Source organism: Bacillus sp. TH13, from assembly GCF_016651175.1.
Lineage (GTDB): Bacteria > Bacillota > Bacilli > Bacillales > Bacillaceae_G > Bacillus_A > Bacillus_A thuringiensis_S.
In genome coordinates this window covers 1,995,592-2,010,499 of record NZ_JAEKEJ010000025.1, presented here as the reverse complement: position 1 = coordinate 2,010,499, position 14,908 = coordinate 1,995,592, and the positions used below count along the sequence as shown (strand labels likewise).

Below are 14,908 nucleotides of genomic sequence, written 5' to 3'. Positions count from 1 at the left end.
GATAGTTAACTATGGCAGTACAAACAGTTGATATTCTAGGCGTTCCTTTTTCTACAATGACAATGGATGAAACGGTCCAATATTTAAAAGAACAACTAGAAGCGGAGCGAACTCATACGTTTCAGGTAGTAACAGCAAACCCTGAAATTGTTATGTGCGCAAAAAAGGATGAAAAGTTCTATCAAACATTATTGAATACAGATTTAATTACACCTGATGGTATTGGGGTTGTAAAGGCAAGCGGCATGCTTGGTACACCTTTAAAAGAACGTGTAGCAGGTTTTGATTTAATGTGTAATTTACTTGCGAAGTTATCAGAAGATAGTAAACCAGTATCTGTTTTCTTATTAGGTGCAAAGCCGCATGTTGTACAAGCTGCAGCAGATCATTTAACAAAGACATATTCAGCTGTATCCATCGCCGGTACACAAGATGGTTATTTTAAACAAGAAGACGAAGAGAATATTATTTCTCGCATTCAAGAAGCAAAACCAGATTTATTACTTGTTGCACTTGGTTTCCCGAGACAAGAGAACTTTATCCAAAACAATAAGCAGCGTTTAGAAACGAAAATGGCTGTTGGAGTGGGTGGAAGTTTAGACGTATGGGCTGGAGAGGTAAAACGTGCACCAAAATGGATTCAAGCGATTCATTTAGAGTGGTTTTATAGATTATGCAGTAATCCAACACGCTGGCGTCGTCAGTTAGTATTAGCGGAATTTTTAAAAGAAGTAATGCGTTCGAAAAAGTAGCGAAATATCGCTGCTTTTTTTATTTGTTCATTTTTAATAAATTGAAACTTTAATTAGTGAGGCATCCCTACTGATTATTACCCCTCACCGATCGGGATAGACGTTTTACTTTTTGGGAATGATGAAGGAGAATTTTTTACACAAAAGTATTTTACTTATACAATTCACACATGTAAAATGATGTGTAAAGACACCTGTGTGAGGAGGACTTCTAGTGGGCAAGGTAAAAGAAATTTCGAAGCGCAAACTACTTGGTATAGCTGGGCTTGGATGGCTATTTGATGCAATGGATGTTGGAATGCTTTCATTTGTAATGGTAGCCTTGCAAAAGGATTGGGGATTAACGAGCCAGGAAATGGGCTGGATAGGCAGTATTAACTCAATCGGTATGGCAGTAGGAGCGCTTATTTTTGGGATACTATCAGATAAAATAGGCCGAAAATCAGTCTTTATTATTACATTATTATTATTTTCTATCGGTAGTGGTTTAACTGCATTAACGACGACACTCGCGATGTTTCTCGTTTTACGCTTTTTAATTGGTATGGGGCTTGGCGGAGAGCTTCCGGTTGCCTCTACATTAGTATCAGAGAGTGTTGAAGCGCATGAGCGTGGGAAAATTGTTGTGTTATTAGAAAGTTTTTGGGCAGGTGGATGGCTAATTGCAGCCCTTATCTCGTATTTTGTTATTCCGAAATATGGTTGGGAAGTTGCGATGGTATTGAGTGCAGTTCCAGCACTATATGCTTTATATTTAAGGTGGAATTTACCGGATTCCCCAAGGTTTCAAAAAGTTGAAAAAAGACCATCTGTTATTGAAAATATAAAATCAGTTTGGTCTGGGGAATATCGTAAAGCAACAATTATGCTATGGATTCTATGGTTTTGTGTTGTCTTTTCTTATTATGGAATGTTCCTTTGGTTACCGAGTGTAATGGTGCTAAAAGGATTTAGTTTAATAAAAAGTTTCCAATACGTACTTATTATGACATTAGCTCAACTTCCAGGATATTTCACCGCTGCTTGGTTTATTGAACGTCTCGGTCGTAAATTTGTGTTGGTTACGTATTTAATCGGGACAGCTTGCAGTGCCTATTTGTTTGGGGTTGCGGATTCATTAACAGTATTAATTGTGGCAGGTATGTTACTATCCTTCTTTAACTTAGGTGCTTGGGGAGCATTATACGCCTATACACCTGAACAGTATCCGACGGTTATTCGTGGTACTGGTGCAGGAATGGCAGCAGCATTTGGGCGTATTGGTGGTATTCTAGGGCCACTATTAGTGGGGTATTTAGTTGCCTCAGAAGCTTCACTATCACTAATATTTACGATTTTCTGCGGATCAATTTTAATTGGTGTATTCGCTGTAGTAATACTTGGACAGGAAACGAAGCAACGAGAATTAGTATAAAGTGAAATTTTAAACGTAGCCCTGACCGTTTATTATCCTACACTACTCAGCTCTTTCTAGGCAGTTAATGTAGGATAAAGGGGGAGAGGAAACCGAAGTGGTTTCCTTTTTTCTGTTTTTTTAGATAAATAATGGTATAGTAAGAAAAAGGGATTATTTCTTATAAAAGCGAATGTATACAGCAGGACATATGGACAAAGAATTAGGTGGTTGAAGAAATGAAAATTTTACTGATCATGGAAGAGGCAGAAGAGAGAAGAAAGTTAGCTGAAAATTTCACTGAAAATATGAGAAATGTAGAATGTTTTGAAGCAAAGACAGGAACAGAATCTTTATTTATGATGAAAAAACATATACCAGACTTTGTTTTTTTAAGTTCCAAATTACTAGATGGTACTGGTTTTGAATATGCAAGTTTATTACGAGAAATAAATTGCTATACAAAATTTATTTTTGTAGGTGAAAACATAGAAGAATCCATTACAGCTTTTCGTTTCCAAGCATTTTATTATTTATTACGACCATTTCGTGAAGAAGATTTACAATTTCTTTTATATAAAATAGGTAAAGAACAAGGTGAGAAAGCAAAGAGTTATTTGCGGAAACTACCGATAGAAAGCCAAGAGGGTATACGATATATTCTTCCAGAAGATATCGTATATGTAAGTAAAAATAAAGAAAATAAAACTGTTTCAATTTACACAACGAATAATCAGTATATTTCAACATATACACTTCAGGAATTAGAAAATAAGCTAAATGCATATGATTTTTTACGTGTGCATAAAAGCTATTTAATTAATATGTCATATGTAAAAGAACTGAAACCTTATTATAATGGCACGTATAATTTGTATTTAGATAGGTATGATGAGCAACCGATTCCAGTCAGTCGTAATTATGTAAAACGCCTTCGAAATAACATTGAATTATAGTAGGTAATGAGAGTATTTTAACATGATAAACTGAAAATCCTTCATGATAGGGAGGATTCAAGTTAAATATTCAGAAAATTTAGTACAATCTCCACTAAGAAATAGTATTGGGGGAATTGTATGTGAAGACATTGAAATCGATCTTACTTTGGGGCGTTATTACAGCAGTAGGAGCAGGTGCTTTTGGGGTGATAGCTTTATCACAAGGTGAAACCATTAATGCTGTATGGCTCTTAGTAGCTGCTGTATGTGTATATGCAGTTGCTTATCGCTTTTATAGTAGATTTATAGCGAGAAAGGTTTTTAATTTAGATGATAATCGGCAAACACCAGCCCATACATTAAATGATGGGAAAGACTATGTTCCAACAAATAAGTGGGTATTGTTTGGACATCACTTTGCAGCGATTGCTGGGGCGGGACCTTTAGTAGGACCGATTTTAGCAGCACAAATGGGATATTTACCAGGGACCATTTGGATTATTGTTGGGGTAGTTGTTGCGGGGGCTGTCCAAGATTTTGTCATTTTATTTGCTTCGATGAGACGTAATGGTAAATCGTTAGGAGAAATGATTAAGGATGAGATTGGGCCTGTTACAGGACTAATTGCAATGATAGGTATTTTAGGAATTATGATTATTTTATTAGCAGTATTAGCGTTAGTCGTAGTAAAGGCACTGATTGGAAGTCCTTGGGGAATGTTTACGATAGCAGCAACTATTCCTATCGCTATTTTAATGGGAGTTTACATGCGCTATATTAGGCCTGGTCGTGTTGGAGAAGGGTCAGTAATTGGTATTATCCTACTTATTTTATCTCTTATTGGAGGACAGTATGTAGCAGAAAATCCAACACTTGCAAGTATGTTCACATTTAGTGGTGAAACAATTGCTATTATGCTTATTGTATATGGATTTATTGCATCTGCATTACCAGTTTGGATGTTATTAGCACCACGTGATTATTTAAGTACATTTTTAAAAGTTGGAACAATTGTTGGATTGGCGATAGGTATTTTAATTGTAGCACCTGATTTACAAATGCCAGCAGTTTCGCAATTTATTGATGGAACAGGTCCTGTTTTCTCCGGTAATTTATTCCCATTCTTATTTATTACGATTGCCTGTGGTGCAGTCTCTGGATTCCATGCTCTTGTTTCATCAGGTACGACGCCAAAAATGATTGAACAAGAGGGACATGCACAGCCAATTGGTTACGGAGCAATGTTAATGGAGTCGTTTGTAGCTGCGATGGCAATGATTGCAGCTTGTGTATTAACACCAGGAACTTATTTTGCGATTAATAGTCCGGCAGCACTTATTGGTACGGATGTATCGCAGGCAGCTCAAGTTATTTCTTCATGGGGATTTGCTATTACACCAAATGAACTAAAAGAACTTGCTGTAAATGTTGGAGAGCAAACAATTTTATCACGTACAGGTGGCGCACCAACGTTAGCGATAGGTATGGCATATATTTTCTCACAAGTAATAGGTGGAACGGCGATGATGGCATTCTGGTATCATTTTGCTATTCTCTTTGAAGCCCTATTTATTTTAACAACGATTGACGCAGGAACGCGTGTAGGACGATTTATGATTCAAGATATTTTAGGGCATGTATATAAGCCGTTTGCGAAAACAGATTCTACATTAGCGAATGTGATAGCTACAACGTTATGTGTATTAGGATGGGGTTATTTTTTGTACCAAGGGGTAGTAGATCCGCTTGGTGGAATTAATACATTATGGCCACTTTTCGGTATTGCAAATCAAATGTTAGCAGGTATTGCATTATTACTTGGAACGACAATTTTGTTCAAAATGGGGAAAAAGGCATATGTTTGGGTGACACTTATTCCAACTGTTGGATTGCTTATTGTAACGATGACGGCAGGTTACCAAAAGCTATTTCATGAAAACCCTAAAATAGGATTTCTATCTCATGCAAAGGTGTTCCAGGGAGCATTAGATGAGGGGAAAGTGTTAGCACCAGCTAAAAATGTTGCTCAAATGAAGCAAATTATTTTCAATGATTATATTGATGCAGCGCTTTGCGGGATTTTTATGATAGTTGTAATCGCTGTATTAATTTCTGCAATTCGAATTTGGATTCAAGTATTAAGAAATAAGCCGATGCCGCTAAAAGAGGCACCATATATTTCTAGAGATGAAAGTGAGTCGAGGAACTATTATGCTTAAACGACTACGGAAAGTATGGGGGGAAAGAAAACGCTTTATTAGTTTGCTCGTTGGGGTACCAAGTTATGAAGTATATGTGGAGCATATGAAAAAGCATCATCCTGAAGAAGAGGTTGTATGTCAAAAGCAATTTTTTGCTGAGGCACAAGAAGCAAGATTTAATGCAAAGGGTGGAAAAATATCACGCTGTTGTTAATGAAAAAGGGCGAGTTTTCGCCCTTTTTATTTTTTGGCTGTTTCACGTGGAACAGCAAAAAATAAACAAAAAACTTTGGGAATTATAGGGATTTCGTATACAATAAAGTGAGGAAGGGGATAGATGGAAAAGTAGGGAGATTATTTTATGTTAAGGGACTTATTTGTAAATACAACAATTATTCTTTCCTTTATTTTTGTTGGAGGTCAGCTTTTAAGAGATAGGCCGTTAAAAGAAGAGTTTTCTCTTTGGCAGAAATGTGTAGTAGGTATTCTTACTGGAATATTAGGTATATTACTAATGTATTTCGGTGTTCATGTTGGTACCATCCTATTGGATTTGCGCTACTTAGCTGTTATTTTAGCTGTTATAATTGGAGGCCCGATAGCGAGTACTATAGCTGTTAGTATGATTTTAGTAACTAGGTTATTATTTATGGATTATTCATTAGCTTCTCAAGTAGCTTTTTATACAATTATTGCGATAGGAGTAGGTAGTATCTTTATTTCGCGTCTAAATCTCTCTCTAGGAGAAAAGTGGGCATGGTTACATACATATATTTTATCTATTCTAATCCCCTCACTATATATATGGTTAATTAAAGATATTAACATAGTAGGATTATATTTAATTTCTAGTATTATTACAGGCTACATAACATTCATAAGTGCAAATTACGTTTTACAATCCAATGAGTTATTCCAAACGATGAAGCAATACGCAACGGTAGACGCATTGACAGGTCTAGGAAACGTAAGACAGTTTGATTTAGAGATGAATCGTCATATTAGTAATAAGAACATGAAAAATGATTCGCTTTGTTTACTACTTATAGATATTGACCACTTTAAGTATGTAAATGATACGTACGGGCATCCTGCAGGGGACGAAGTGTTAAAACAAGTAGGATGTATTTTACGAGAAACTTCACAATTTCCAGATTTGGCTTTTCGAAAGGGTGGAGAGGAGTTTGCGCTTTTGATACCGAATAAGGGATTAGCTTACGGAATTCGTATGGGCGAGCAAATTCGTATAGCTGTTGAAAGTCACTCATTTCAATTGTTAGATGGAACAAAAATAAAAATTACGGTTTCGGTAGGGGTTTCAGAGTATGAAGGGTCATCAGAGCAATTTATTCAAGCGGCGGATGATGCGTTATACTACTCGAAACGAAATGGTAGAAATAAGGTCAGTTCTGCATCTTAAAGATAAGATGACCAGAAGACATAAAGCTTATAAAAAACACTCACAGAGGCAATGTATGAACCTTGTGAGTGTTTTTATTTATATATTAGACAAGTTCTTTTGATACAACGAATTTACGATATGCACCATGGTGAGTTGGACCTACGTATTCGTTAATTTTGAATGAGTAACGAATAGCAGCTGTGATGAATTCTTTAGCAGTTTTTACTGCTTCTTTCACAGGTTTTCCTTTTGCAAGTTCTGCTGTAATTGCAGCAGAATATGTACAACCTGCACCGTGTGTATTGGTTGTATCGATTTTTTCTGATTCTAGAAGATCGAATGTTTCTCCATCATATAGGACGTCGATTGCAGTTTCCGTACCAAGTTTGCTTCCACCTTTAATTAGTACGTATTTGGCACCTAAAGCGTGGATTTTCTTCGCTGCTTCTTTCATGTCCTCAAGAGAATTAATTTTCACACCGCTTAATTGGTAAGCTTCAAATAAGTTTGGTGTTACAACTAATGCCTTTGGCACAAGAACGTCACGTAAGCAATCGTTCGTTTCAGGATGTAATGCTTCATCTGCACCTTTACATACCATAACAGGGTCAACTACTACATTTTTGAAATTGTGCTTTTCGATTGTTTCTGCAACCATTTCAATAATTTCTACTGATCCAAGCATACCTGTTTTTAAAGCGTCTACGCCAACACCTTCAATTGTTGTTTCTAATTGTGGTTTTAATGTAGAAGCTGGGATTGGAAATACGTTATGTGCCCAACCGTTATGTGGATCCATCGTTACGATTGTTGTAAGAGATGTCATTCCGTATACGCCAAGTTCTTGGAATGTTTTTAAATCTGCTTGTATACCAGCACCGCCACTTGTGTCAGAACCAGCGATAGTAAGTGCTTTATTTAATGTCATTATGAAAGCCCCCTCAAGTGATATAATGAAAACTATGTTTTCACCATTATATCAATGTTACGAATAAGTACAAAGTGAAAAGTAGATGATTTATTTTAAGAGCTATTTAAAATCTTGTATGCAGGAGACTGAGTATGTTTCGAGATAATCGTACAAATGAATTAGTTATATTAAAGGAAATTGCAGAAACATTAAATACATCAAATGATACATATCATGTATTGCAAGCAGTGCTAGAAAAATTGCTCAGTGTAACAGGTTTAACGACAGGCTGGATTTTTCTCGCGGATGAAAATGGGAAGTATACGAAGGTGATCGATTACCAGTTACCAGAGGCACTTACATATGAAAATAAACGCCCGATGTGTGAAGGTGAGTGTTGGTGTTTACGCGGCTTCGTAGATGGGAAATTAGAGAGAGCCGTTAATATTATTGAATGTAAAAGAATTAATAATGCAATTGAATATAATTGGGGAGATACAGAAGGAATTCTTCATCATGCTACGGTTCCTTTAAAGGCTGGAGGAGAGAAATTTGGTGTTTTAAATGTAGCTAGCCCAGGTAAAACACATTTTTCAGAAGAAGAATTAGTATTGCTCCAATCAGTTGCTTTCCAAATCGGTACGGCTTTAAAGCGAACAAAATTATATGAAAATGAAAAGCGAAGAGCACATTATTATGTGAAATTGGAGCGGTTTATTCAAGCTTTAAAAACGATTCATAAGTTTAATGTATTACCTGAAAAAGTGGTAAATCACGTAGGTGAAGTATTTCAGTGGAATCAAGTGGCGTTTTTTATTAGGGAAGAAATAGAGTTATCTTTGCGAGCTTCTTATGGGCAGGAAGAGTTACAAGAGGATGTAAAAGAAGCGGCAAAGAAGGCGTTAGAACAAGGTGAGCTAGCTCTATTAAAACATGTAAATGGAGTTGTTATTGCTACGCCAATACATATTCAAAATCATATATTTGGTGTTTTATGTGTTAGTTTAAATAATGGGGAATTTGATGTTAATACAATAGATATAATTCAAGCGTTATCGAATCACGTTTCATTAATAATAGAGAATCTAAGATTAAACGAACAGCGCCGTGAACTCGTACGAATGGAAGAAAGAAACCGATTAGCAAGGGATTTACATGATTCTGTTTCGCAAAAATTATTTTCATTAACCTTTATGACAAAAGGGGCTGAGGCAGTTTTAAAAGGTCAAAATGAAAAGGTTGACCAATCTTTGCATGAGATGCGTGAATTAGCGCAAGGAGCTTTAAAGGAAATGAGAACATTAATTTGGCAGCTTCGTCCGGCAGGGTTAGAAAAAGGTTTATTACCAGCTTTAAAGCAGTACGGTGAAAACTTGGGACTGAAAATTAGGGAACAAGTTACAGGTGTTCGTGATTTACCGCGTGTAGTAGAGGAAGCGCTATGGAGAATTGGACAAGAAGCTTTAAATAACGTAAGTAAACATGCGAATGTCAGAGAAGCAACGATTTATTTCAAAGTGACAGAGAAGAATGTATCATTAGAAATAGTCGATCAAGGAAAGGGCTTTGTAGAAAAGGATATAAAAGAGAAGAAATCACTCGGCATGACTACGATGCGTGAAAGAGTAGAATTAGTTGGTGGAACAATTAAAATTGTAAGCAGTAAGAAGCGAACGAGCGTAAAAGTAAAAGTACCATTATGATGTGAAAATGAGGGAAGTTTGTGAAAATAAAAGTATTGTTAGTCGATGATCATACAGTCGTTTTAAAAGGATTAGCATTTTTCTTAAGTACACAGGAAGATTTAGCGTTAGTTGGAGAAGCAAATAATGGGAAAGAAGCGTTAGTGAAAGTAGGGGAGACGAATCCAGATGTTGTATTAATGGATTTATATATGCCCGAAATGGATGGTGTCGAGGCGACGGCGTGCATCAAAAAAGAATATCCGAATGTGAAAGTAATTGTATTAACTAGCTTTTCTGATCAGGCGCATGTTTTACCAGCGTTAAGGGCGGGGGCAAGTGGGTATATTTTAAAAGATGTAGAACCAGATCAGCTTGTTGAAGCTATTCGAAGCGCATATAAAGGGAATATTCAATTGCATCCGGATATAGCAAATACTCTTCTCTCTCAAACATTACCTGTGGAAGAAAAGGAAGAAGAACCTTTTCTTCAAGTGGGTGTGCTAACGGCGAGAGAAAATGAAGTGTTGCAACTATTAGCAAAAGGGATGAGCAATAAGGAAATTGCATCTGTTTTAGTTATTACAGAAAAGACAGTTAAGGCACATGTAAGTAGCATTTTAAGTAAATTAAATTTATCCGATCGTACGCAAGCGGCGTTATATGCAGTGAAAAATGGAATTGTATAAGACGAAAGTCGTAAGACCTAGTTCGCCTTTAGAAGGTGGACTTTTTTTATGGAAAAATACGTCTATGTGAGGACGAAATTGTCCTGATATAAAGATAAAATATGTTTGTAAGCAACAAAACAACAATTACAAGGGATACCTTTTTTGAAAGCATATAACAACATAAGAGTGAGTACTAGGAGGAAGAAATAATGGCAACAGTTTTATTCGTTAAAGCAAACAACCGCCCAGCGGAACAAGCAGTTAGTGTAAAATTATATGAGGCATTTTTAGCAAACTATAAAGAAGCACATCCAAATGATACAGTAGTAGAACTTGATTTATATAAAGAAGAATTACCATATGTAGGCGTAGACATGATCAATGGTACATTTAAGGTAGGTAAAGGATTTGATTTAACAGAAGAAGAGGCAAAAGCAGTAGCAGTTGCTGATAAGTATTTAAATCAATTCCTAGAAGCTGATAAAGTTGTTTTCGGCTTCCCATTATGGAACTTAACGATTCCAGCAGTGCTACACACATATATTGATTATTTAAACCGTGCTGGTAAAACGTTCAAATATACGCCAGAGGGTCCAGTTGGCCTAATCGGAGATAAGAAGATTGCATTATTAAATGCACGAGGCGGCGTATATTCAGAAGGTCCAGCAGCTGAGGTAGAAATGGCTGTTAAATATGTAGCAAGTATGATGGGCTTCTTCGGCGCAACAAACATGGAAACAGTAGTTATTGAAGGACATAACCAATTCCCAGATAAAGCAGAAGAAATTATTGCTGCAGGTCTTGAAGAAGCAGCTAAAGTAGCAAGTAAATTTTAATTTAAATTATAATCGTCACTCGAAAAAACAGCATTAACGTTTACATGTTAATGCTGTTTTTTTATATTTTTAGTTCATCAGCAAGTTTTTCTAATGTATTTCGATCTTTTATATAATATGTTCGGCCTTCTTTTCTTAAATAATTTTGTTGGCAAAACTGATTTAATACATATAAAAGATGACGGTAGCTGACATTTAAATATTCCGAGGCCTCGGTATGCTTTTCTATATAACAATTATTTTGCTCTGTTAATAAAATAAAAGCAGCTAATCGATTTTCGAAAGGATAACTATAGTTTTTTGCGTAATTTTCAGTGCGAGTAATTGTCTTTTCTCCAATAAATTTGCATAAGTGCTGTAAAAACGTTGCATCTTGTAATAAAAGTTGCTGACAATTTTTAAGAGGAAGTGCCAGACACATACAATCTTCTAGTACTTCAACGGACTTAGTAATATTTTCTACTCCTATTAATCCTAATTCCCCGATAAAAGATGGTGCTTGAATAAAGTTAATTAATGAAACCTTCCCGTTTTGATGACTCATATATATTTTTGCTTTCCCAGAAATTAAGTAATAGAGATAAGGAAGAGCATTTCCTTCGCTACATATCATCTCTTTCGTTTGAAAAGAATGTAGCTCTACATATGGCAAGACATGAAATGAAAATAGGGTATGGAATTGATGGATTTGCATGTATTGATAAATTTCTTCCTCATTTTTGCTGATTTTCATATTTTCACCCCCATGTATAGTATGAGATATCTCCTATTATCTTTACAAGAAGGAATGATACGATTTATGTAAATTTGTTTTTGTAGAAAAGAGAGTGTGATGAATTTATGAAAAAATATAAAACATTGTTATTTGATGTAGATGATACATTACTAGATTTCCAAAAGGCTGAAAAAGTGGCTTTACGGGTGCTTTTTGAAGAGAAGGGAATTCCTTTAACAGACGAGATAGAGGCTTGTTATAAAAAAATAAATAAAGGTCTTTGGGATGCTTTTGAAAAAGGTGAACTATCACGTAATGAAGTTGTAAATACACGATTTTCTCTGTTGTTTAAAGAGTATGGAGAAGAAGTAGACGGTATATTATTCGAAAATAATTATCGTAGCTACTTAGAAGAAGGAAATCAACTCATGCAAGGTGCGTTTGAATTTATAAAACAAATTCAAGGGGAGTATGAGTTGTATATAGTGACAAATGGTGTTTCTAAGACGCAAGATAAACGTTTGCGTAATGCAGGGTTACATTCATTATTTAAAGATGTTTTTATTTCGGAAGATACAGGTTTTCAAAAGCCGATGAAAGAGTATTTTGATTATGTTTTTGAACGGATTCCTAACTTTGCACCTGAAGAAGGGCTGATTATTGGGGATTCATTAAGTGCCGATATTAAAGGTGGATATGTAGCAGGAATTGATACTTGTTGGTTTAATCCAGAAAGGAAATTAAATGATAGTGGGATTATACCGACATATGAAGTGCATAATTTTGAAGAATTATACGCTCTATTAAAACAGTTTGTTTAATGAAAATAGATGATTGGGGTTTATTTTACATGAATCATTTTTTCTAAAGGTCTTTTTCGAGTTAGTATGGAATATATTTCTTTTGTTTCTTTATATGAAATTGTTAACATTTATTTTAGAACATTCAGAAAAACTGTTTGACATTAGGAAATTATTGCTATAAAATCAACGGTAATTGCATAGTCTTATCAAGAAAAGGTGGAGGGACAGGCCCGATGAAACCTTGGCAACAGCCGTATAACGGAATTGTGCCAAATCCTGCAGGTAGTAATCCTGAGAGATAAGAAAGAGCCTTTAGAGCGTGTTTTCAAACTGCTCCTTTCTTGTTTTCAGGAAAGGGGCAGTTTTTTATTTTGTATAAAAGAAAGGAGAATGAGAGATGGGAGAATCATGGGGAAAAGGAACGATTTGTGTGCAAGGTGGCTATACGCCAAAGAATGGTGAACCACGTGTTTTACCACTTTATCAAAGCACAACGTATAAATACGATACTTCGGATGATTTAGCAGCTCTATTTAACTTAGAGGCAGAAGGATATATTTATACGCGTATTGGAAACCCTACTCTAGCCGCATTTGAGCAGAAGTTATCAGATTTAGAAGGCGGTGTAGGAGCTGTCGCAACGGCTTCTGGGCAAGCAGCTATTATGCTCGCAGTTTTAAATATTTGTAGTAGTGGGGATCATTTACTTTGTTCTTCAACGGTTTACGGGGGAACGTTTAATTTATTTGGAGTGAGTTTGCGTAAGCTGGGCATTGATGTTACGTTCTTTAATCCAAATTTAACAGCAGATGAAATTACGGCACTTGCTAATGACAAGACGAAACTTATCTATGCAGAATCGTTAGGAAATCCAGCGATGAATGTTTTAAATTTTAAAGAATTTTCAGCTGCCGCTAAAGAATTAGAGGTACCTTTTATCGTTGATAATACATTAGCAACTCCTTATTTATGCCAGGCGTTTGAACATGGGGCAAATATTATTGTTCATTCTACGACTAAATATATCGATGGGCATGCGAGCTCCTTAGGCGGTATTGTAATTGACGGTGGAAACTTTGATTGGACAAATGGAAAGTATCCTGAACTTGTTGAACCAGATCCAAGTTATCACGGTGTAAGTTACGTTCAAAACTTTGGTGCAGCAGCGTATATTGTGAAAGCACGTGTTCAGCTATTAAGAGATTATGGAAATTGTATGAGCCCATTCAATGCATATATTAGCAATATTGGCTTAGAGACTTTGCATTTACGAATGGAGCGTCATAGCGAAAATGCTCTTGCAGTTGCTAAGTGGCTTGCTAATCATGAACGTATTGAATGGGTGAATTATCCTGGATTAGATAGCAACGAAAATTACTCGTTAGCACAAACGTATTTGAAAAAAGGTGCTAGTGGTGTTTTAACATTCGGCATTAAGGGCGGATTAGAAGCAGCGAAAGAATTTATCGCAAATGTAAAACTAGCAACTCTCGTAACGCATGTAGCGGATGCACGAACTTGCGTTATACATCCTGCTAGCACAACGCATAGACAATTAAGTGCTGAAGATCAGCGTCTAGCTGGCGTTACATCAGATTTAATTCGTTTATCGGTTGGTATAGAAGATGTTTCTGATATTATTGCAGATTTAGAAGCAGCGCTAGTCGGAGGCAAAGAACATGCCGATCATAATTGATAAAGATTTACCAGCTCGCAAAGTGTTGCAGAAGGAAAATATTTTTGTAATGACGAAGGAGCGAGCAGAAACACAAGATATCCGGGCATTGAAAATTGCTATCTTAAATTTAATGCCTACAAAGCAAGAAACGGAAGCGCAATTACTTCGTTTAATTGGCAACACACCGTTGCAATTAGATGTTCACTTACTTCATATGGAATCACATTTGTCTCGTAATGTAGCGCAGGACCATTTAACGAGTTTCTATAAAACATTTCGTGATATTGAGAATGAGAAATTTGATGGACTTATTATTACAGGAGCACCAGTTGAAACTCTTTCTTTTGAAGAGGTAGATTATTGGGAAGAGCTTAAACGTATTATGGAGTATTCAAAAAAGAATGTAACATCTACGCTTCATATTTGCTGGGGGGCACAGGCTGGCTTGTACTATCATTATGGTGTTCCAAAGTATCCTCTTAAGGAAAAAATGTTCGGTGTATTTGAACATGAAGTCCGTGAGCAACATGTGAAATTGTTACAAGGGTTTGATGAATTGTTTTTTGCCCCGCATTCTCGTCATACAGAAGTACGAGAGAGTGATATTAGAGAGGTGACAGACTTAACATTATTAGCAAATTCTGAGGAAGCGGGTGTTCACCTTGTCATTGGGCAAGAAGGAAGGCAAGTGTTTGCCCTCGGGCATAGTGAATATAGTTGTGATACGTTAAAGCAAGAATACGAACGAGATCGTGACAAGGGATTAAATATTGATGTGCCAAAAAACTATTTTAAACATAATAATCCAGATGAAAAGCCGCTTGTTAGGTGGAGGAGTCATGGGAATTTATTGTTTTCTAATTGGTTGAATTATTACGTGTATCAAGAAACCCCTTATATATTGTAAAGAAAGATTGTGTAACACGT

The 14,908-nt window shown here is 36.0% G+C and carries 14 protein-coding genes and 1 riboswitch; of the genes, 12 read left to right on the top strand and 2 right to left on the bottom strand.

Annotation, left to right across the window (positions count from 1 at the left end; translation table 11 throughout):
• Positions 1–11 precede the first annotated feature (11 nt).
• From JFU02_RS18775 to JFU02_RS18750, 6 genes are all read left to right on the top strand, one after another.
• Positions 12–752, top strand: a complete 741-nt coding sequence (locus JFU02_RS18775) for a WecB/TagA/CpsF family glycosyltransferase (protein ID WP_000290752.1) — start codon at positions 12–14, stop codon at positions 750–752.
• Between the two features lie 214 nt (positions 753–966).
• Entirely contained in the window at positions 967–2,166 is a 1,200-nt protein-coding gene (locus tag JFU02_RS18770) for an MFS transporter (protein WP_000521104.1), read from the top strand.
• A 218-nt stretch (positions 2,167–2,384) separates the two neighbouring features.
• On the top strand, positions 2,385–3,101 hold the full coding sequence (locus JFU02_RS18765) for a LytR/AlgR family response regulator transcription factor (RefSeq protein ID WP_000698260.1): 717 nt from the start codon (positions 2,385–2,387) through the stop codon (positions 3,099–3,101).
• 122 nt (positions 3,102–3,223) lie between these two features.
• Complete coding sequence (cstA, locus tag JFU02_RS18760; RefSeq protein WP_000854307.1) at positions 3,224–5,302, top strand: carbon starvation protein CstA; 2,079 nt, start codon at positions 3,224–3,226, stop codon at positions 5,300–5,302.
• On the top strand, positions 5,295–5,498 hold the full coding sequence (locus JFU02_RS18755; RefSeq protein ID WP_000919819.1) for a YbdD/YjiX family protein: 204 nt from the start codon (positions 5,295–5,297) through the stop codon (positions 5,496–5,498). The genes cstA and JFU02_RS18755 overlap by 8 nt, the downstream gene beginning before the upstream one ends.
• Before the next feature lie 147 nt (positions 5,499–5,645).
• The gene (locus JFU02_RS18750; RefSeq protein ID WP_000942922.1) at positions 5,646–6,704 is read left to right on the top strand and encodes a GGDEF domain-containing protein; all 1,059 of its coding nucleotides are present in this window, start codon (positions 5,646–5,648) and stop codon (positions 6,702–6,704) included.
• 85 nt (positions 6,705–6,789) lie between these two features.
• Here the strand turns inward: JFU02_RS18750 and pdxK are convergent, their stop codons facing one another.
• On the bottom strand, positions 6,790–7,614 hold the full coding sequence (gene pdxK / locus JFU02_RS18745; RefSeq protein ID WP_000174252.1) for a pyridoxine/pyridoxal/pyridoxamine kinase: 825 nt from the start codon (positions 7,612–7,614) through the stop codon (positions 6,790–6,792).
• A 134-nt stretch (positions 7,615–7,748) separates the two neighbouring features.
• Between pdxK and JFU02_RS18740 the strand changes: the two genes are divergently transcribed.
• The 3 genes from JFU02_RS18740 (at position 7,749) to JFU02_RS18730 (ending at position 10,785) form a co-directional block, all read left to right on the top strand.
• Positions 7,749–9,299 (top strand): GAF domain-containing sensor histidine kinase, encoded by a 1,551-nt coding sequence (locus JFU02_RS18740; protein ID WP_000488151.1) that lies wholly within the window; start codon positions 7,749–7,751, stop codon positions 9,297–9,299.
• A 20-nt stretch (positions 9,300–9,319) separates the two neighbouring features.
• Positions 9,320–9,967, top strand: coding sequence for a response regulator (locus JFU02_RS18735; RefSeq protein ID WP_000695793.1), 648 nt, complete (start codon positions 9,320–9,322; stop codon positions 9,965–9,967).
• A gap of 191 nt (positions 9,968–10,158) precedes the next feature.
• On the top strand, positions 10,159–10,785 hold the full coding sequence (locus tag JFU02_RS18730; protein WP_000246735.1) for an FMN-dependent NADH-azoreductase: 627 nt from the start codon (positions 10,159–10,161) through the stop codon (positions 10,783–10,785).
• Positions 10,786–10,846: 61 nt separating this feature from the next.
• Here the strand turns inward: JFU02_RS18730 and JFU02_RS18725 are convergent, their stop codons facing one another.
• Complete coding sequence (locus JFU02_RS18725) at positions 10,847–11,518, bottom strand: transcriptional regulator YeiL (protein WP_098285260.1); 672 nt, start codon at positions 11,516–11,518, stop codon at positions 10,847–10,849.
• Between the two features lie 107 nt (positions 11,519–11,625).
• Between JFU02_RS18725 and JFU02_RS18720 the strand changes: the two genes are divergently transcribed.
• The 3 genes from JFU02_RS18720 (at position 11,626) to metA (ending at position 14,888) form a co-directional block, all read left to right on the top strand.
• Positions 11,626–12,321 (top strand): YjjG family noncanonical pyrimidine nucleotidase, encoded by a 696-nt coding sequence (locus JFU02_RS18720; protein ID WP_201071442.1) that lies wholly within the window; start codon positions 11,626–11,628, stop codon positions 12,319–12,321.
• Positions 12,322–12,503: 182 nt separating this feature from the next.
• Positions 12,504–12,608, top strand: a riboswitch (SAM riboswitch).
• Positions 12,609–12,700: 92 nt separating this feature from the next.
• Positions 12,701–13,999: a bifunctional O-acetylhomoserine aminocarboxypropyltransferase/cysteine synthase gene (locus tag JFU02_RS18715; RefSeq protein WP_098285259.1), complete on the top strand. Its 1,299-nt coding sequence runs from the start codon at positions 12,701–12,703 to the stop codon at positions 13,997–13,999.
• On the top strand, positions 13,983–14,888 hold the full coding sequence (gene metA, locus JFU02_RS18710; RefSeq protein ID WP_001121547.1) for a homoserine O-acetyltransferase MetA: 906 nt from the start codon (positions 13,983–13,985) through the stop codon (positions 14,886–14,888). The genes JFU02_RS18715 and metA overlap by 17 nt, the downstream gene beginning before the upstream one ends.
• The last annotated feature ends 20 nt before the right edge of the window (positions 14,889–14,908 follow it).